Origin of the sequence: Lysobacter enzymogenes (assembly GCF_900106525.1) — a bacterium.
Lineage (GTDB): Bacteria > Pseudomonadota > Gammaproteobacteria > Xanthomonadales > Xanthomonadaceae > Lysobacter > Lysobacter enzymogenes.
In genome coordinates this window covers 56,229-73,760 of record NZ_FNOG01000012.1, presented here as the reverse complement: position 1 = coordinate 73,760, position 17,532 = coordinate 56,229, and the positions used below count along the sequence as shown (strand labels likewise).

At 69.8% G+C, this 17,532-nt stretch carries 12 protein-coding genes and 1 riboswitch; of the genes, 5 read left to right on the top strand and 7 right to left on the bottom strand.

Annotation, left to right across the window (positions count from 1 at the left end; translation table 11 throughout):
- Positions 1 to 136: 136 nt before the first annotated feature.
- The 3 genes from BLU84_RS23520 to thiC all read right to left on the bottom strand — a co-directional run bounded on the left by BLU84_RS23520 (position 137) and on the right by thiC (position 5,498).
- On the bottom strand, positions 137 to 2,464 hold the full coding sequence (locus BLU84_RS23520; RefSeq protein ID WP_074872900.1) for a winged helix-turn-helix domain-containing protein: 2,328 nt from the start codon (positions 2,462 to 2,464) through the stop codon (positions 137 to 139).
- Between the two features lie 358 nt (positions 2,465 to 2,822).
- Positions 2,823 to 3,503: an ion channel gene (locus tag BLU84_RS23515; RefSeq protein ID WP_074872898.1), complete on the bottom strand. Its 681-nt coding sequence runs from the start codon at positions 3,501 to 3,503 to the stop codon at positions 2,823 to 2,825.
- A 117-nt stretch (positions 3,504 to 3,620) separates the two neighbouring features.
- Positions 3,621 to 5,498, bottom strand: coding sequence for a phosphomethylpyrimidine synthase ThiC (gene thiC, locus BLU84_RS23510; protein ID WP_074872895.1), 1,878 nt, complete (start codon positions 5,496 to 5,498; stop codon positions 3,621 to 3,623).
- Between the two features lie 93 nt (positions 5,499 to 5,591).
- A riboswitch (TPP riboswitch) is annotated at positions 5,592 to 5,700 on the bottom strand.
- A gap of 110 nt (positions 5,701 to 5,810) precedes the next feature.
- On the opposite strand from thiC, the gene BLU84_RS23505 reads away from it, so the two are divergent.
- Positions 5,811 to 6,452: a hypothetical protein gene (locus BLU84_RS23505; protein WP_233431213.1), complete on the top strand. Its 642-nt coding sequence runs from the start codon at positions 5,811 to 5,813 to the stop codon at positions 6,450 to 6,452.
- A gap of 24 nt (positions 6,453 to 6,476) precedes the next feature.
- Here the strand turns inward: BLU84_RS23505 and BLU84_RS23500 are convergent, their stop codons facing one another.
- Together BLU84_RS23500 and BLU84_RS27375 are read right to left on the bottom strand one after the other, a co-directional pair.
- Complete coding sequence (locus tag BLU84_RS23500) at positions 6,477 to 7,610, bottom strand: M23 family metallopeptidase (RefSeq protein WP_074872892.1); 1,134 nt, start codon at positions 7,608 to 7,610, stop codon at positions 6,477 to 6,479.
- Positions 7,611 to 7,845: 235 nt separating this feature from the next.
- Entirely contained in the window at positions 7,846 to 8,022 is a 177-nt protein-coding gene (locus tag BLU84_RS27375; RefSeq protein ID WP_170849236.1) for a hypothetical protein, read from the bottom strand.
- Between the two features lie 39 nt (positions 8,023 to 8,061).
- On the opposite strand from BLU84_RS27375, the gene BLU84_RS23495 reads away from it, so the two are divergent.
- From BLU84_RS23495 to thrC, 4 genes are all read left to right on the top strand, one after another.
- The gene (locus BLU84_RS23495; protein WP_083383068.1) at positions 8,062 to 8,640 is read left to right on the top strand and encodes a YbhB/YbcL family Raf kinase inhibitor-like protein; all 579 of its coding nucleotides are present in this window, start codon (positions 8,062 to 8,064) and stop codon (positions 8,638 to 8,640) included.
- Between the two features lie 443 nt (positions 8,641 to 9,083).
- Positions 9,084 to 11,645, top strand: coding sequence for a bifunctional aspartate kinase/homoserine dehydrogenase I (gene thrA / locus BLU84_RS23490; protein ID WP_083383063.1), 2,562 nt, complete (start codon positions 9,084 to 9,086; stop codon positions 11,643 to 11,645).
- Entirely contained in the window at positions 11,642 to 12,634 is a 993-nt protein-coding gene (locus BLU84_RS23485; protein WP_083383062.1) for a homoserine kinase, read from the top strand. Before thrA ends, BLU84_RS23485 begins: the two co-directional genes overlap by 4 nt.
- A gap of 99 nt (positions 12,635 to 12,733) precedes the next feature.
- The gene (gene thrC / locus BLU84_RS23480; protein WP_074872888.1) at positions 12,734 to 14,020 is read left to right on the top strand and encodes a threonine synthase; all 1,287 of its coding nucleotides are present in this window, start codon (positions 12,734 to 12,736) and stop codon (positions 14,018 to 14,020) included.
- 7 nt (positions 14,021 to 14,027) lie between these two features.
- On the opposite strand, the gene BLU84_RS25970 is transcribed toward thrC, so the two are convergent.
- Together BLU84_RS25970 and BLU84_RS23465 are read right to left on the bottom strand one after the other, a co-directional pair.
- The gene (locus BLU84_RS25970; protein ID WP_170849235.1) at positions 14,028 to 15,437 is read right to left on the bottom strand and encodes a cell wall hydrolase; all 1,410 of its coding nucleotides are present in this window, start codon (positions 15,435 to 15,437) and stop codon (positions 14,028 to 14,030) included.
- Positions 15,434 to 17,071 (bottom strand): hypothetical protein, encoded by a 1,638-nt coding sequence (locus BLU84_RS23465; protein ID WP_139175213.1) that lies wholly within the window; start codon positions 17,069 to 17,071, stop codon positions 15,434 to 15,436. The genes BLU84_RS25970 and BLU84_RS23465 overlap by 4 nt, the downstream gene beginning before the upstream one ends.
- Positions 17,072 to 17,532: the final 461 nt, after the last annotated feature.

Sequence of the window (17,532 nt, the reverse complement as noted above, 5' to 3'; positions counted from 1 at the left end):
CTCATTTGCGGGGTATGAGGTTTTTATTTGCGCGAGCAACGAACCCGGGCGCAGGAAATTTGACGGAGAGTTAGGCGAATTCGGAACGATGTCACATCCGATGAACTTCCGAAAGGACTTTCCGCAATTGAATCAATCAGTTGAGCCAGCCCGGCACAAAGGTTTTCGGTTCCTCGGGCAGATCCATGTAACCGATATCGGCGCCGTCCCACTTGGCCAGGGCCAAATACACGGTGTCGCCGCGCGGGCTCAGGCTGAATCCGTTGATCGCCGAACGCCGGCTCTGGTCCAGGCACAGGGCCGAGGGCGGCAGTTCCGGGGTGGCGATCCGGCGCATCAGCGACAGGCAGGTCGGCTGCTGGTCCATGTAGCGCAGGTCGCCGGTCGCGCTGGCCACATCCCACAGCCGGTAGCGGTCGGCGACCGGTTCGCTGTCGTCGATCTGGCGGATGCTGGCCGGGCTCAGGGCCAGGTCGGCCTGCCACAGCCCGGCCTGGGTCTGGCGCGCGAACAGCAGGCGGCCGTGGGCCGGGTCGGCGCGGCCCTCGGACACGTCGTCGATCGCCGCCAGCAGCTTCCACGGCGAGGCGCTGCGGTCGAACAGGCTCAGCCGCAGGCGGCCGTCGCCGGCGCTGGCCAGGATCAGGATCCGGTTCGGATCCGGCAGTTGCATGGCCTGGATCGGCTCCTCGACCGGCACCGGCAGGCGCGTCACCCGTCCGCTGGCCGGAACGATCTCGAACACCGCGTTGCGGCCTTCCGGGTCCGGCCCGACCACGGTCACCCGGGTGCTGTCGGCCGACCACGAGGCGCCGTAGCGGGTGCCCGGGGTCACGCCCTGCAGCATGCGCAACGAATCGGGCTGGTCCAGGTCGGCCCACCACAGGTGATTGCTGCCGGAGCGGTCGGAGAAGAACACGATCTGGCGCCCGTCCGGCGCCGCCGCCGGCAGCATGTCGCGGGCCGAGGACGGGAACAGCGGGTCGACCACGTGCACCGCGCCCTTGGAGGTGTCGCCCAGCACCACCCGGAACAGGCCGAAGTAAGGCTTGCGCTGGACGAAGGCCGCGGCCGGGCGCGAGGCCGCCACCGCCGGGAACTGCGCCGACTCGATGCCCAGGTCGCGGGCCTGGCCGGTTTCCAGGTCCAGGCGGAACAGCCGGGTGTCGCCGTCGATCATGCGGCCGAACAGGATGCTGCGGTTGTCCGGCAGCCAGTCCCAGCCGCGCACGTCGGCGCTGAGCTGGCTCAGCCGCTCGGCGGTGCCGCCCTCGGCCGGCAGGCGCCAGAAGTCGCCTTGCGGGTTGTTGCGCAGGAACACGATCCAGCGCCCGTCGGGCGAGAACCGCGGCGACAGGTCGAGATTGCCGGCGCCCGGGCGGTACGGCACCGCGCGCCATTCGCCGCTGGCCAGGTCGAGCACGCGCATGCCGACCATGCCCTGCGGGGTCTGCATGCTGCCGAAGATCAGGCCGCGGCCGTCCGGGGTCCACTCGAAGGTCGGCGGGTTGCGCGAATCGCATTCGCCGACCTCGCGCTCGGCGCCGCCGTTGGCGGCGATCAGCAGCACCTTGCACGAGCGCGCCGGGTCGACCCGCAGGAACGCGATCGAGCGCCCGTCCGGCGACCACGCCGGGGTGCTGTCCTCGGCCTGGCCGCTGGGCCGGCTGAGCTGGCGCGGCGGGGTCTGGTCGGTGGTCTGGACCAGGATCGCGGTGCCGCGCTGGCCCTCGGGAATGGCCACGTAGGCGACCAGGGCCGCGTCCGGCGACAGGGTCGGCTGGACTTCGAAGCCAGGCATCGAGGTGATCAGACGGTACGGGCGCGGGCTGCCGGCGACCCGCGCCGGATCGACCGGCGCCGGCGCCGCGCCGGGCGCGTGCGACTGCCGCGCCAGCGACCACCACACCAGGCCCACCACCAGGCACAGCACCGCCGCCACCGCGGCGACGATCGAGCGCCAGGTGCCGCGCGGGCGCGGCTGGTTCGGCAGCGGGATCGGTTCGATCCGCTCCGGCGCGCGCGCCGGGGCCGCGGCGGGGTCGGCCAGGCCGGCGTCGCTCTCGGCCGCGCCGGCCGGCGCGGCGTCCGCGGCCGCTTCGGGCACCAGCCAGCGCACCTTGGCCAGCAGCCGGTAGCCGTTCTTGGCGATGGTCTCGATGTAGCGCGGGTTGCCGCGGTCTTCGTCGAAGGCCTTGCGCAGCTGGGTGATCGCCTGGGTCACCACGTCGTCGGTCGGCAGGGTGTCGGGCCAGACCTCGGCCAGCAGCGCGTCGCGGCTGACCACGCGGTCGGCGTGATCGACGAGCACGAGCAGCACGCCCATCGCTTTGGGCGTGATCCGGCGCGGCCGACGCGCCCCCGGCGCGCGGATTTCGCGCAGAGGGATGTCGACCAGGCAATCGCCTACCCGCAGATGCTCGGCGGGCAAGGGCGGCGTCGATGGCTCGTGGGTTCGCGGCATGGATCCTGCTGATGGTGCGCACTTGCCCGCGGTCGGTCATGTGCCTGAACGCCTAGGCACAAGACGGACCAACCGACATATCCGGCATGGCGCGGTGGCGCGATCGGAAAGGCGCGCCGGCATTGCTTGTTCTAGCCGCCTATTCTAGCGCCGGGGAACGCCGCCACGACCGGTCCGCAGCGTCGCAGGGCGGTTTTCGCCGCGATCGGGCCGGAACGTATCGTTCCAAAACGCCTCTCACGCCGCGTACTTATCTGTAACGCATCGGGTGCGCAACGATTGCCTCGCCCTGGCACAGCCGCCAGCTTAACGCGGAGTCATTTCAACTTCGTTCAGCGCCGGCCGGCCGGCTCGGGCCTTATGGACGCGGATAGCGCAGCATGGTCAGCCCGATCAGGCGCGACACCACCGCGGCGACATAGCCCACGCCGGCGAACTGCTCGAGCATGGTCAGCACCCGCGCCGCCGGCGACATCGGCAGGATGTCGCCCAGCCCCACCGCCGACAGGTTGGTGAAACTCAGGAACAGCAGCTCCAGCCAGGTGCGCGGCTCGCCCGGCCGCTGCGCGCCGACGAAGCTGTCCGGATACCAGGCCTGGCAGACCACGAAGGCGTAGGCGAAGCCCCAGGCCAACAGCGTGAACGTAGCCCCGGCGGCGAACAGTTCGTCGGCCGTCACTTTGTGGTCGCTCATCATGTAGCCGATCAACGCGCTGGCCGCGTAGAAGTACAGCGCCGCCTCCAGCGCCGAAGACAAGATCAGCAAGCCGGGGCTGGCGAACAGCACCGACAGGACCGACAGCGCGAACGCAGGGATCGCGATGATCCAGGCGATCCACTTGATCGCCGGGCTGCGGTTGACCACCCACACCGCCAGCGCCAGCACCAGCACGCCGAACGCGCCGAACACCACGCGCCCGCCGCCGGCGGGTTCGAACAAGGGATAGACCAGCAGGCTCAACAACTGCGCCGCCAGCAGGAACGCCGACGGGTGGCGGCGAGCGAGGGCGCGCCATTTTAGGGAGGCGTAGCTGGCCATTGAGCTAGGAGTCAGCGGATAGGAGTTGGGAGATAGTAAGAGCCAAAACGCCGGCACAGGCCAGCCGCCCGCCCTTGTCTATCTCCTATCTCCTAACCGCTACCTCCTGCCGCGCCGTCAGGCGCGGTGGTAGACCTCGGCGCCCTGCGCGCGGAACTCGGCCGACTTCTCGGCCATGCCCTCGTTCACCGCCGCGCCCTCGTCCAAGCCGTGTTCCTTGGCGTAGTCGCGCACGTCCTGGGTGATCTTCATCGAGCAGAAGTGCGGGCCGCACATCGAGCAGAAGTGGGCGACCTTGTGCGCCTGCTTGGGCAGGGTTTCGTCGTGGTACTCGCGCGCCCGCTCCGGGTCCAGGCCGAGGTTGAACTGGTCTTCCCAGCGGAACTCGAAGCGCGCCTTGCTCATCGCGTTGTCGCGCGCCTGTGCGCCCGGGTGGCCCTTGGCCAGGTCGGCCGCATGCGCGGCGATCTTGTACGCCATCAGCCCTTCGCGCACGTCGTGCTTGTTGGGCAGGCCCAGGTGCTCCTTCGGCGTCACGTAACACAGCATCGCGGTGCCGTACCAGCCGATCATCGCCGCGCCGATCGCCGAGGTGATGTGGTCGTAGCCCGGCGCGATGTCGGTGGTCAGCGGCCCCAGGGTGTAGAACGGCGCCTCGCCGCACACCTCCAGCTGCTTGTCCATGTTTTCCTTGATCAGCTGCATCGGCACGTGGCCGGGGCCCTCGATCATGGTCTGCACATCGTGCTTCCAGGCGATCTTGGTCAGCTCGCCCAGGGTTTCCAGCTCGCCGAACTGGGCCGCGTCGTTGGCGTCGGCGATCGAGCCCGGGCGCAGGCCGTCGCCGAGCGAGAAGGCCACGTCGTAGGCCTTCATGATTTCGCAGATTTCCTCGAAGTGGGTGTAGAGGAAATTCTCCTTGTGGTGCGCCAGGCACCACTTGGCCAGGATCGAGCCGCCGCGCGAGACGATGCCGGTAACGCGCCGCGCGGTCAGCGGCACGTAGCGCAGCAAAACGCCGGCGTGGATGGTGAAGTAGTCCACGCCCTGCTCGGCCTGCTCGATCAGGGTGTCGCGGAAGATCTCCCAGTTGAGCTCTTCGGCGCGGCCGTCGACCTTCTCCAGCGCCTGGTAGATCGGCACCGTGCCGATCGGCACCGGCGAATTGCGGATGATCCACTCGCGGGTTTCGTGGATGTGCTTGCCGGTGGACAGGTCCATGACCGTGTCCGCGCCCCAGCGGATCGACCACACCAGCTTCTCCACTTCCTCGGCGATGCCCGAGGACACCGCCGAATTGCCGATATTCGCGTTGACCTTGGTCAGGAAGTTGCGGCCGATGATCATCGGCTCGCTTTCCGGGTGGTTGATGTTGTTGGGGATGATCGCGCGGCCGCGCGCGACTTCCTCGCGCACGAACTCGGGCGTGATGATCTTCTGGATGTTGGCGCCGAAGCTCTGGCCCGGATGCTGGTTCAGCAGGTGCGCTTCGCGGATCGATTCCAGCCGCTGGTTCTCGCGGATGGCGATGTATTCCATCTCCGGAGTGACGATGCCGCGGCGGGCGTAATGCATCTGGGTGACGTTGGTGCCGGCGGCCGCGCGGCGCGGCAGCGGACGGTTGCCGAAACGCACGTGGGCGAGCTTGGGGTCGTGCTCGCGCTGGCGGCCGAACTCCGAGGACAGGCGCTGCAGCAGCTCGGTGTCGCCGCGCTCGGCGATCCAGTTCGCGCGCAGCGGCGCCAGGCCGGCGGCCAGATCGATGTTGGCGTCGGCGTCGGTGTAGGCGCCGGAGGTGTCGTACACCGCCAGCGGCGCGTTGTCTTCGCCGCCGAAGATGGTCGGCGTGCGGTCGAGCGCGATCTCGCGCATCGGCACGTGCAGGTCCGGGCGCGAGCCCTGCACATGGATCTTGCGCGAGCCGGGGATCGGGCGGGTGACGTCGGCCGACAACTTCTCGGCTTGCTGGATCAGCTCGGAGGGAACCGCGTTCATGGGAATTCGTCCGCTTTGGAGGGGAAGACCGCACCATCGGGTGCAGCGCGGCGAGCCGGAGGGCTCGCACAAAGCGGGCGCGCGGACGCATCGATCGCGTCCTGCGAAGCTTCCCTACGGCGGTCTCAACCGCATCAGGTTCGAAGGGACTGTCTCAACCGGACGGCCGGATCGGCCCGCCGCGGTACCCCCGCTTCAAGTGCGCATTAGACCCGGAAACCGGCCCGGGCGCCAATCCCGCGGCGGCGACCGCGGCCACAGGCCGGCGCGGGCTGTCTTGCCGGCGTCGCGCGCGGCCGCTAGCGTGCGCGCATGAACCCAATCCGTCCGATCCTGCGCCCGCTCGCCCTGCTGCCCCTCGCCGCCGCCCTGCTGCTCGGCGGCTGCGTGCTAGGCCACACCGTGCAGCCCACGCCCGCGGCCGAACGCGCCGCCACCGACGCGCGCGCGGCCGCGTTGTTCGAACGCCTGCGGCCGCTGTGCGGGCAGGCCTTCGCCGGGCGCATCGTCGCCGACACCCCGCGCAGCGCCGACGACCCGTTCGTGGGCAAGACCCTGGTCATGCACGTGCGCGGCTGCGAGGCCGACACGATCCGCATCCCGTTCCAGGTCGGCGAAGACCGCTCGCGCACCTGGGTGTTCGACCGCCGCGCCGGCGAACTGCGCTTCAAGCACGACCACCGCCACCGCGACGGCAGCGAGGACGAGCTGACCATGTACGGCGGCGACCTCAAGCCGCGCGGCGAAGGCGATCGCTACGAATTCCCGGCCGATCCGCAAAGCCGCGCGCTGTTCCGGCGCCTGGGCCGCGAAGTCTCGGTGCCGAACGTGTGGGCGGTGCAGATCGATTCGCAGCGCTTCGTCTACGAACTCGCCCGCCCCGGCCGTTTGTTCCGGATCGAATTCGACCTGACCCGGCCGGTGCCCGCGCCCCCGCCGCCGTGGGGCGGCTGAGGACGCGGGCGATGCCGCAGGGCCTCAGTTCGGGCCCGGATTGACGTAATAGCCGTAGCAGTAGTTCTGGCCGTTCTTGGTCAGATAGAACCGGCTGCAGTTGGTGTCGTAGCTGCTGCCGGTGGCGGTGATGCGATAGCCCGACAGATACGTGCCGTTGAGGTGGTAGAAGCTGCCGTTCTGCTTCAGCGACCAATGCTCGTGCGGGCCGGTCGACTGGCCGCCGTTGCACAGCGCCTGCGCCTGGGTGTTGGCGGGGTTGGCGATGGCGGTGTTCATCGACACGTTGGCGCCGGTGTTGTACTGGATGTTCATCAGGTGGTAGTAGGTCGTCGACCAGCCGCCGGTGTGCACGATCTCGGCGAAGCACGAAGAGTGGCGCTTGAACGAGCCCGCCGCCGACGCCGACACCCAGTTGCCGTTCTGGTTGCTGCCCCAGCCGCCGCCGCGCGACATGTCCAGCGACGACATCGGGTAATTGCCCGAGCCGGTGTTGGTGTGCGCGCCGCCGACATGCCAGCTGGCGCCGCGCGGGAACGGGAACTGCAGCAGGCCGTTGGGCGACAGCGGCTGCACGTCCGGGCCGGCCTTGGCGAAGCGGTCCGAAGCCGCCTTGGCCTGGCGCGGTTCGTTGAACAGGCGACCGTAGACCAGCTGGAACTCGCCGTCGCCGCGCAGCGCGGCCGCCGGCTCGTTGTCGCCGGAACGCTCGAACAGCGCCTGCAGCGGATTGGCGCGGGCCAGCGTCACCGGTCCCTTGGCGCCGTCGGGATCGCGCTCGTACAACGACTCGCGCAGCGCCAGCGCGACCTCACGGGTCTGCGCGCCGAAGCCGTCGGCGCGCGCCAGCTTGCCGAACGGACGGTTGCTCGCGCGCTTGGCGCTGACCGCGCCGCTCTGCTGCTCCATCAGCGCGATCAATACCTTCGGGCTGATCCCGCTGTAGCCGGCCCAGTGCGAGATCTCTTCCGAATGCTTGCGCAGATGCGGCGCGTGCTTGGCCAGATACGCGTCGATGTCGAAGTCGAACATCTCGTCGTAGGAATACACCAGATCCTCGCCGCTGAGGCCGTGGCCCTGCGCGCTGGCGTTGCCGCCGATCGTCGCCAGCGCGCACATCAGCGCCAGCCCCAGTCCCGCCTTGGAAATCTTCTTCATGGTCTGCTCCCGAGAAAGACGTTTGAAGAGTGGTGGACGGCGCTGCGGCCGCGAAGCCGGAACCGCAGCGGCGAACGGCGCATGCGCATGGATGCGCACGACCGTTCGTCATCGGCGGAGCCCCGCGATCGCTGTCCGTATACCGCGGGCGGCCGGACTCTGACCGCGGGCGCGGACGCTGTCGTGCGACGCAGTTCAAATCGAGGCCGTACATGCGCTTGCGCACGGCCATTCCTCAATGCGGTTCACACCGCGTGCGCGATCGCGTCGCAAAGCGAAGGCAGTGCGGCGCGGCGAGCATGAACACAAATGGGAGCAGCGCACACAATGCGCGCGCCGCGGCGCGGGTTTGTTGCGCTGCCGCGCGCGCCTGCGCCGCGCGCTGCACGTGCGAAGCATCGAGGATGCGCATCTGCGACACTGGCGCCCCGCACGCCAAGGAGAGCCGCGCATGCACCGCCCCGATCCGATCCCATCGGCCCGCCGCTCGCGCGGCCGCCGCGCAACCGCAGCGCTTCTGGCCGTCGCCGCGCTGGCGCTGAGCGCGTTCGCCCACGCCGACGAATTCGTCCTGCAAAGCGCCGACCTGCGCGAAGGCGAGCCAGTGCCGGCGCTGCATCTGTTCCCGGCCTGCGCCGGCGGCAACGTCTCGCCGGCGCTGGAATGGAAGAACCCGCCCGAAGGCACGCGCAGCTTCGCGATCACCGTGTTCGACCCCGACGCGCCCACCGGCAACGGCTGGTGGCACTGGGCCCTGGTCAACCTGCCGGCCGACACCGCCGCGCTGCCGCGCGGCGCCAAGCCGCCGGCCGGGGCGATGGCGCTGCGCAACGATTTCGGCGTGGCCGGCTACAGCGGCCCGTGCCCGCCGCCGGGCAAGACCCACCGCTACGAGTTCACGGTGTGGGCGCTCAAGAGCGACAAGCTCAAGCTCGATGCCAAGGCGCAGGCGATGCTGGGCGGCGCGATGGCCCGCGCCGATGCACTCGGCCACGCGACCATCACGGTGAAGTACAGCCGGCCCAAGTGAGTTCGAGGTCGGGCTCGCGCGCACCTGCGCGCGCCGAACCGCCGCGCAAACGGCCGCGCCCAAGCGCGGCCGAAAGTAACCGCAGAAACCATTGCCCGGCACCGAGTCGCCGCCATCGGCGCGACCGCAAACCCGTGCCGGCATTGGCTTCGCGCCGCGCGCACATTTTTGCGCGGCCCCTCTTGACGCGCCGCACAACGGCACGGTATTGCTAAGCCCATGCACGCCGCCCTCGCCCTCGCCCGCTCCGTCTCGACCCAGCCGCACGGCCGGGTATCGGCCGTCGCGGCGATGTCGATTACCACCACCGGTACCGGTACCACTCCTCACAGGGTGCGGACGGGCGTGTCCAGCTGAACCACCACGCCGCTCCGCACCCGACCAGGGTGCGGGCTGCCGGCCCCACCTTCGACGGACCCGCGGAGCTCCACCAGGAGCCTGCCATGTCGTCCGCCCCACCCCAAGCCGCTTTCGATGCCCAGCCCGATGCGGCCGCGGGCGAAGATCCTCTTGCCGACGCCGCCGCCGCGCATGCGGCCGCGGCCGGCCCGCCCGCACGCCACGCGCACAAGTTCGGCGGCAGCAGCCTCGCCGATCCCGACCGCTACCGCGTCGCGGTCGGCCTGCTCGACGACGGCGCGCGCGAGCGCATCGCGGTGGTCTCGGCGATGCAGGGCGTCACCGATGCGCTGGTCGCGATCGTCGACGCCCGATTGAGCGGCCAGGACTGGAAGCCGGCCTGGACCACGCTGCGCAAGCGCCACCTCGACACCGCGCTGTCGCTCGACCCGCACCGCCGCCACGGCGCGCTGGAAGCGCTGGAAGCCGAGTTCGTGCAGTTGCGCGACGCCCTGGAGTCTCTGCATTCGCGCGACGAAAAAACCCCGCAAGCGATCGCCGGCCTGGGCGAGGTGTGGTCGTCCTATCTGATCCACGCCGCGCTCGGCGGCGATCCGGCCGGCTGGGCGCGGCTGGACGCGCGCGAGGTGCTGGTGGTGCACCCCAGCGAAATGGGCATGGCGGTGGACTGGGCGCAAAGCCGCGACAACCTCGCCACGTGGCGAAAACGCAACGCCGCGGCCAACGTGGTGGTCACCGGCTTCGTCGCCCGCGACGGCTACGGTTACACCACCACGCTCGGCCGCAACGGCAGCGATTACTCCGCGGCGATCTTCGCCAACCTGTTCGACGCCGACGCGCTGACCATCTGGACCGACGTCGACGGCGTGCTCTCGGCCGATCCGCGGCTGGTCCCCGATGCGGTCTGCCTGCCCTCGATGTCGTATGCCGAAGCCTGCGAACTGGCTTATTTCGGCGCCAAGGTGCTGCACCCGCAGACCATGGCGCCGGTGCAGCAGCGCGGCATCCCGCTGCGCATCCGCAACACCCGCAACCCGCATTCGCCCGGCACGCTGATCAGCCTGCGCGCGCAGCCCGGGCAGGCGCCGGTGAAGGGGCTCAGCCTGGTCCACGATCTGGCGGTGCTGGAGTTGGTCGGCAACGGCCTGGTCGGCGTACCCGGCGCGGCCGAGCGATTGTTCGGCGCGCTGCGCGCGGCCGGCGTCTCGGTGACGATGATTTCGCAAGGCTCCTCCGAGCATTCGATCTGCTGCGTGGTGCGCGCGGCCGAGGCCGAACGCGGCCGCGACGCGATCGTCGCCGCCTTCGCCGAAGCGATGGCCGACGGCCAGGCGCAACACGTGCAGGTCACCCCGGACGTCTGCGTGCTGGCCGCGGTCGGCGACGGCATGGTCGGCCAGCCCGGCGTGGCTGCGCAGTTGTTCGACGGTTTGGCCAAGGCGCGGGTCAACCTGCGCGCCATCGCCCAGGGCGCGGGCGAGCGCAACATCTCGGTGGCGATCGCCGCGCGCGACGCCACCCGCGCGCTGCGCGCGGCGCATTCGGCGTTCTGGCTGTCGCCGCAATGCATTTCCATCGGCGTGATCGGCCCGGGCAAGGTCGGCCGCGCGCTGCTCGCGCAGCTGGCCGCCGCGCAACCGCGCTTCCAGCGCGAATCGCGCCCGCAGCGGCGCCTGGACCTGCGCCTGCGCGCGCTCGCCGACAGCCGGCGCATGCGTCTGGCGCCGCGCGCGCTCGAGTTCGACGACGTCCACGCGCTCGAGGCCGAGTCCGAAGCGCTGGACCTGGAGCGCTTCGCCGCGCACGTGCGCGCCGAGCACATCCCGCACGCGCTGATCGTCGATTGCAGCGGCTCCGACGCGGTCGCCGCGCGCTATCCCGAATGGCTCGCCGCCGGCATCCACGTGGTCACCCCGAGCAAGCACGCCGGCGCCGGCCCGCTGGCGCGCTTCGAGGCGATCCGCGAAGCCGCGCGCCACGGCGGCCAGTTCCGCTACGAGGCCACGGTCGGCGCCGGCCTGCCGGTGATCCAGACCCTGCGCTCGCTGCTCGACACCGGCGACGAGCTGACCGAGGTCGAAGGCATCCTGTCGGGCACCCTGGCCTGGCTGTTCAACCGCTACGACGGCCGCACGCCGTTCTCGCAACTGGTGCGCGAGGCGCACGAGCTGGGCTACACCGAGCCGGACCCGCGCGACGACCTGTCCGGCACCGACGTCGCGCGCAAGCTGGTGATCCTGGCGCGCGAAGCCGGGCGGCCGTTGTCGCTGGAGCAGATCGAAGTCGAGAGCCTGGTGCCGGAGTCGTTGCGCAGCGTATCGAAGGAAGAATTCTTCGCCCGCCTGGACGAGCTCGACGCGCCGCTGCAGCAGCGCTTCGACGCCGCGCGCGCGGCCGGGCTGAGCCTGCGTTATCTCGCCCGCCTCGACCGCGACGGCCGCGCCAGCGTCGGCGTGGTCACCCCGCAGCCGGGCCACGCGGCCTTGCACGGCGCGCTCACCGACAACCTGATCCAGTTCCGCACGCGCCGTTACGCCGATAATCCGCTGGTGGTGCAAGGCCCGGGCGCCGGCCCGGACGTCACCGCCGCCGGCGTGTTCGGCGACTTGCTGACCATCGCCCAGACCCTCGGAGCCCGTGCATGAGCGCTGCCCATCCTTCCGCTGCCGACGAAGCCGACGCCGCGCCCGCGCTGCACGCTCCTGCACAGCAGGCGCGCGCGTTCGCGCCCGGCAGCGTCGGCAACATCGGCGTGGGCTTCGACGTGCTCGGCCATTCCATCGAAGGCGTGCGCGATGTCGCCACGGTGCGGCGCATCGACGAGCCGGCGGTACGCATCCGCGCGATCCGCGGCGCGGTGCCGGGCGCGGATTCGCTGCCGCTGGAAGCCGCGCGCAACACCGCCGGGCAGGCGCTGATCTCGCTGCGGGAAAAACTCGGCCTCGCGCACGGCTTCGAGCTGGAGCTGGACAAGGGCATTCCGCTCGGCTCGGGGCTCGGCGGCTCGGCGGCGTCGTGCGTCGCGGCCCTGGTCGCGGCCAATGCGGTGCTGGCCAAACCTTTGTCGCGCGATGCGCTGTACGAATTCGCGCTCGACGGCGAATCGGTGTCCAGCGGCAGCCGCCACGGCGACAACGTCGCGCCGATGCTGCTCGGCGGCGTGGTCATGGCGACCTCGACGCGGATGATTGCGCTGGCGGTGCCCGAGTGGCTGTATGCGGTGGTGGTGCATCCCGATCAAGTGTTGGAGACGCGACGCGCGCGCGCGGTGCTGGCCGATCCGTATCCGCTGGCGCAGGTGGTCAAGCAGAGCGCGCATCTGGCGCTGTTCCTGACCGGCCTGCAGCGCGGCGACGCCGGGCTGCTGCGCGAAGGCCTGGTCGACCTGCTGGTGGAACCGCGGCGCGCGCCGCTGATTCCGGGCTTCGCCGCGGTCAAGGCGGCGGCGCTGGACCACGCCGCGCTCGGCGCCAGCATTTCCGGCGCCGGGCCGAGCTGCTTCGCCTGGTTCGCCTCGCGCAGCGACGCGGCCGCGGCGGCGCCGGCGATGCGCCAGGCCTTCGCCGATGCCGGTTTCGACTCGCGCGCCTACGTCACCCCGGTGGCCGGGCCGCGCGCGGAGGTACTCGACTGAGTCCGCTGCCGTCGCGCCGCGACGATCCGTCCTTCGCCTACCGCAACGCGCCGGGTTCCTGAGCCGAACCGCGGCGCGCCGCCCCCAACCGGACTACGCATGAATTTCCTCAGCACGCGCGGCCAGACCGCGCCCACGCCGATCGACGCCGCGCTCGCCGCCGGCCTCGCCCCCGACGGCGGCCTCTACGTTCCCGAATCGATCCCGCTGCTGGCGCAGCCGCTCGCCGCAGGCTCGCTGGCCGAAACCGCGCACACCGTGCTCGCGCCCTACTTCGCCCAGTCGGCGCTGCGCGGGCGCCTCGGCGAGCTGTGCGCGCAGGCGTTCTCGTTCGACGCGCCGCTGCGTGCGCTGAGCCCGCCCGACAGCTGGCTGCTGGAGCTGTTCCACGGCCCCACCGCCGCGTTCAAGGATTACGCCGCGCGCTTTCTCGCCGCCGCATTGGCCGGCCTGCGCGCGCCCGACGCGCCGGATACCACGATCGTCGTGGCCACCTCCGGCGACACCGGCGCCGCGGTGGCCGCGGCGTTCCACCGCCGGCCCGGCTTCCGGGTGCTGATTCTGTATCCCGATGGGCGGGTCTCGCCGCGCCAGGCTCATGGCCTGGGTTGCTGGGGCGACAACGTCCAGGCGCTGCGCGTGGACGGCGATTTCGACGCCTGCCAGCGCCTGGCCAAGCAGGCGCTCAGCGACGAAGCGCTGCGCGCGCAGGTGCCGCTGAGTACGGCCAACAGCATCAGCCTGGGCCGGCTGCTGCCGCAGGCGGCGTACTACGCCCACGCCGCCGCGCAGTACTACGCCGGCCACGGCGAGCCGCTGAACTTCATCGTGCCCACCGGCAATCTCGGCAACGCCTGCGCCGCGCTGGTGGCCAAGCGCATGGGCGCGCCAGTCGGCGAACTGCGCCTGGCGACCAACGCCAACGACACCTTGCCGCGCTACTTCGCCGGCGCCGAGTACGCCGCCCAGCCGACCCGCGCGACCCTGGCCAACGCCATGGACGTCGGCGCGCCGAGCAATTTCGAACGCCTGCGCCACTGGCACCGCGACGACGCCGAACTGCGCGCGGCGATCCAGGCCGAGGGCGTGGACGATGCGGCCATCGTCGACACCATCCGCGCCGCGCCGGCCCGTTACGGCATCGTGCCCTGCCCGCACACCGCGACCGGCCTGCGCGCGCTCGAGACCCTGCGCGCGCAGGGCGACGAACGGCCGTGGGCGGTGGCGGCGACAGCGCATCCGTCCAAGTTCGACAGCATCGTCGAGCCGCTGGTCGGCCACGCGGTCGAGCCGCCGCCGGCCCTGGCGGCGTCGCTGGCCCGGCCGGCCTCGGCGGAACCGATCGCGGCGGACTATGCCGTCTTGCGCGAACGTTTGCTGCGATAGCCGCGATTCAATCGATGTCGTTGAAGAACACGTGGTTTCCGATCGCCGCCGCGGGGCTGTGGCCCCGCGACCACTCCGGAGCTACCGTGCGCGTGTGGTAATGCGTGCTGCCCCCGGTGCGGTCCGCCAGTTCGCCGTTGACCGCGCGCCGGGCGATATCCAGGCACACGCCGAAGCTCGCATTGGACGAATCGACCTTGATCAACTTGGGGTAATTGGCACCGCCCGGATTCCAGCAGCTGAACTGCTTTGGCATCCTGCAGACCGCTTCCACTGTCAGGCCCCAGCGCTTGCGGCGCTTGCGCACGCGGTTCATCACCACATTGGCCACCGCTTCCTGCCCCTGAACCGGTTCGCCGCGCGCCTCGCCCCAGATCGTGCGCGCCAAGGTGTCGATCGCCAGGGCGCGGTCCTCGTGCATCAGCGCTTCGGTTCCTGGCGCCACTGAGCGTTCGGGAAGTCTCAGCTTGAAGCGACGCAGAATCGGCCCGATCGGGATCATCACCGCCTCGCCGGAAGCGATCGACCCCATATGCAGGCCGACGATGCGGCGCTGCAGGTCCATGACAACGGCGCCACTGTCGCCGGCCTGGGTCGGCGCGTCGTGCAACACCAGTCCGCTGAAGCCGAATACCTGGCCGTCGAATTCGACGCGGCCGTTGTAATCGATCTGCGTGACGCGGCCGCTCAGCTGGCCGCTCTTGGCGCCGAACAGCACCACCGGCTCATGCTCGGCCAGGGACGTCTTGCGCAAGCCGATCGGCGCCTGCCCGTTGTTCGGGACTTCATCGATGGCCGAACTCGGCTTCACCAGGGCCAGTTCGTACAGGTTGGGCCAGGGATCTTCGGCACTGGAAGGCAATGGCGGCTCGTGCAGGACCAATGTTCCCAGCGCGGCACGGGGATTGCTCTCCCCACCGGGGAACCCCAGGCCGACCACCCTGCTTTGCAAGGGCCCATCCAGCACGTGTGCGCAGGTCAGCACCAAGGCCTCGTCGGATATGCCCGGGGCGATCACCAAGCAGCCCAACGTGCCCCATTCGGGCGAGCGCTCGCTGGCCAGCGCTTCGCCGCAGCGAAAGGCCTGAGCTGCGATGGCGGATCCCTCCACAACGTCGACCGGTATCGGCCCAGCGACGCCGGGCAGGCGCAACACCGCCGGGATCAAGGTCGAACACACCTCCTCGGCCGGCTTCTTCGCGCTTACGTGCACGATAATCGCCAGCTCCCGCTGCGCGATGCCACCGGTACGCCGGTGCCCCACCGCTATGCCCTCGATGCAGGTCGCACTCAGCCAAGCATTCGCCGCCTTGCGCGCGCGGGTCAGCGCAGCGCGCGCGGCACGATCACGGGGCTTCCGCTGTCCCAGCAACAGTTGAAGGGCACGGCGAACCCGATTCAGATCGCCCGCGCTCATGGCGAGTCCTGCGCGCATTGGTCGGGCTCTTGCATGACCGCGTCAAACAATTTATGCGACAGCTGAGCGCCCAACGGGATGTTCTTCTCGCCGGCGAAGGCCACTAGCTTGCCCTGGGTTTTGGGACCGATCACCCCGTCGCTGTCCGCGTCGGTCAGCCCCAGCCGGCATTGCAGGTCCTTGATTTCATCTTCCGAATAGTTGCCGCTGAAACCCGCCGGAAGATCGCCTGCAGCCGTGGCGGCGGTTTTGGGCGTCGCCTTGGCCGCAGGCGCGTTCGTCGACGGCGCGGCGGCGGCAGGCAACACCGTGATCTTGTACGCCTTGCTGACCTTGCCGGTCGGGTCGGTGATAGTCAGCGTCACCGGCTCAGCGCCGGTCGGCTGGCCGCCGGTCACGACGATGGTCAATTTTCCGTTCTTGACCAAGGGACCGTTAGTCGTGACGGCATCGGCCTTGCCGCCGCTCACCGAATGGCTGGGGAAGGCGTTGCTCTGGGTGTTGGTGATCTGGAAGTCCAGCGTCGCGCCGACTTTCACAGATTGGGCGGCATCGGCCGGCAGGACCGCAAAGTCGCTCGCGACGTCGCTGGGGTTGCACAAGGCGTAAGCGTCCTTGGCTTCCAGCGGCGATTCCAACGAACGCACGGTCGCCAACAGGTCCGCCGTGCTGGCGATCAGAGCGTCGGTCGCCTTTTTGATCGCGTCCTCGGCTAAGGCGCTCGGGCTGCCGCTCAATTGCACCTTTATGTTGTTCGCGGCCGGCGGCGGCGGCAAGTTGTTCAATCCGAACGAGCCGGCAGTGCCGCGCAGATTGCCAGCTATCGCCATCAGGCTGTCGAGATTGCTTTCCTGCCGCGAGGCCAGAATGGCGGTCTGGGTGACGATGCGTTCTGTGGCGAATGCTGCGCGCAGGCCCGCGTTTTCGCTGACGCGCTGTATCGCGCCAGCCCGGGCCAGCAGGTTCGAGGCATTGTCGCGAGCTACCGCCGCACGCGACACCGTCGGCGAACTCGCCGACAACGCACTCGCGTGTTCGCTCAACTGCGATTCCAGAACGACCAGGTCGCTTTGCGTTTTAATGATCTTGCGCGACAGGTTGTTCAACTCGGCCTGCGCGCGCCGCAGCTCCAGTGTGGCGTCCATCACGCAGCTCAGGGCCAGCGCCCCTTCCAGATAAACGCGTTGCTTGCCTTGCGGCGCGAGGAAGCTGGTCGTTCCGTACACCGCCGCCGAGCCGAGCGCCAGGCGGGTGATGCGATCTTTCGAGCCATGGCCGCTGATGCCATAGAACGCACCGACGGCGCCGGCGGGAAACGCCACCAGAGCGTTGATATTGCGCGCGACGGAATGTTGGCCCGCGGCGTTGAGGTGTTGCTTGCGCCATGCCGCCGTGTAGCGGAGCGCTTCATCCACGCTGCATGCGCCGGCCGACGGCTGTCCGTTGTTTCCCGTTCCCGCGCCGGCGGCCTCCCCCGCCAGATTGCAGCTCGACACGGGCGATTTCAGGTTGACGCTGAAAAGCGAACAGCCGCTCATGCACAGCGCGCAGATCAACAACAAGCCCCGCAGCCCCCTGTAACCCCATGCCACCTGATGGTGGATCGCGGAAAAACTCGCGTACTCGCAACGCATGGCACACTCCCTTGCTTGCCGTTGACGGACATCCCCAAAAATCCGCGCGACGCACTGCCTGTAGCTCACCGGACGATCACGCCGGCCACCGTTGCGTCGGTTGCAGCATGCTGGTCGTAACGGATAACTCGGACGGGGCAGGACACGCCGGTGCGGCAATCGGCGAAACAGTCGCATGGAGGCACTTTTTCTGCGCAAAATCGCCCGGTCCGCGAGACGTCGCTAGGCGCTTGTCTCTCCGCCGTCTGGCTCAAGGGCCGATGCTCGAACACCCCGTCGGTCTCGTCGCGAACCTTCGCGATGCGCATCGACGCATTGCCCGCATCGACGGGACCGGATGGTTCGCCGGCGGGTAAGCGGCATCGGCGCAATCGCTCCGGGGCGGTCGCTGTGCACACGGCGATGTCGCGGACCGCCGTGCGACCGGGTGAGCGGCTCAGCATGAATGAGATAGAGGAAGC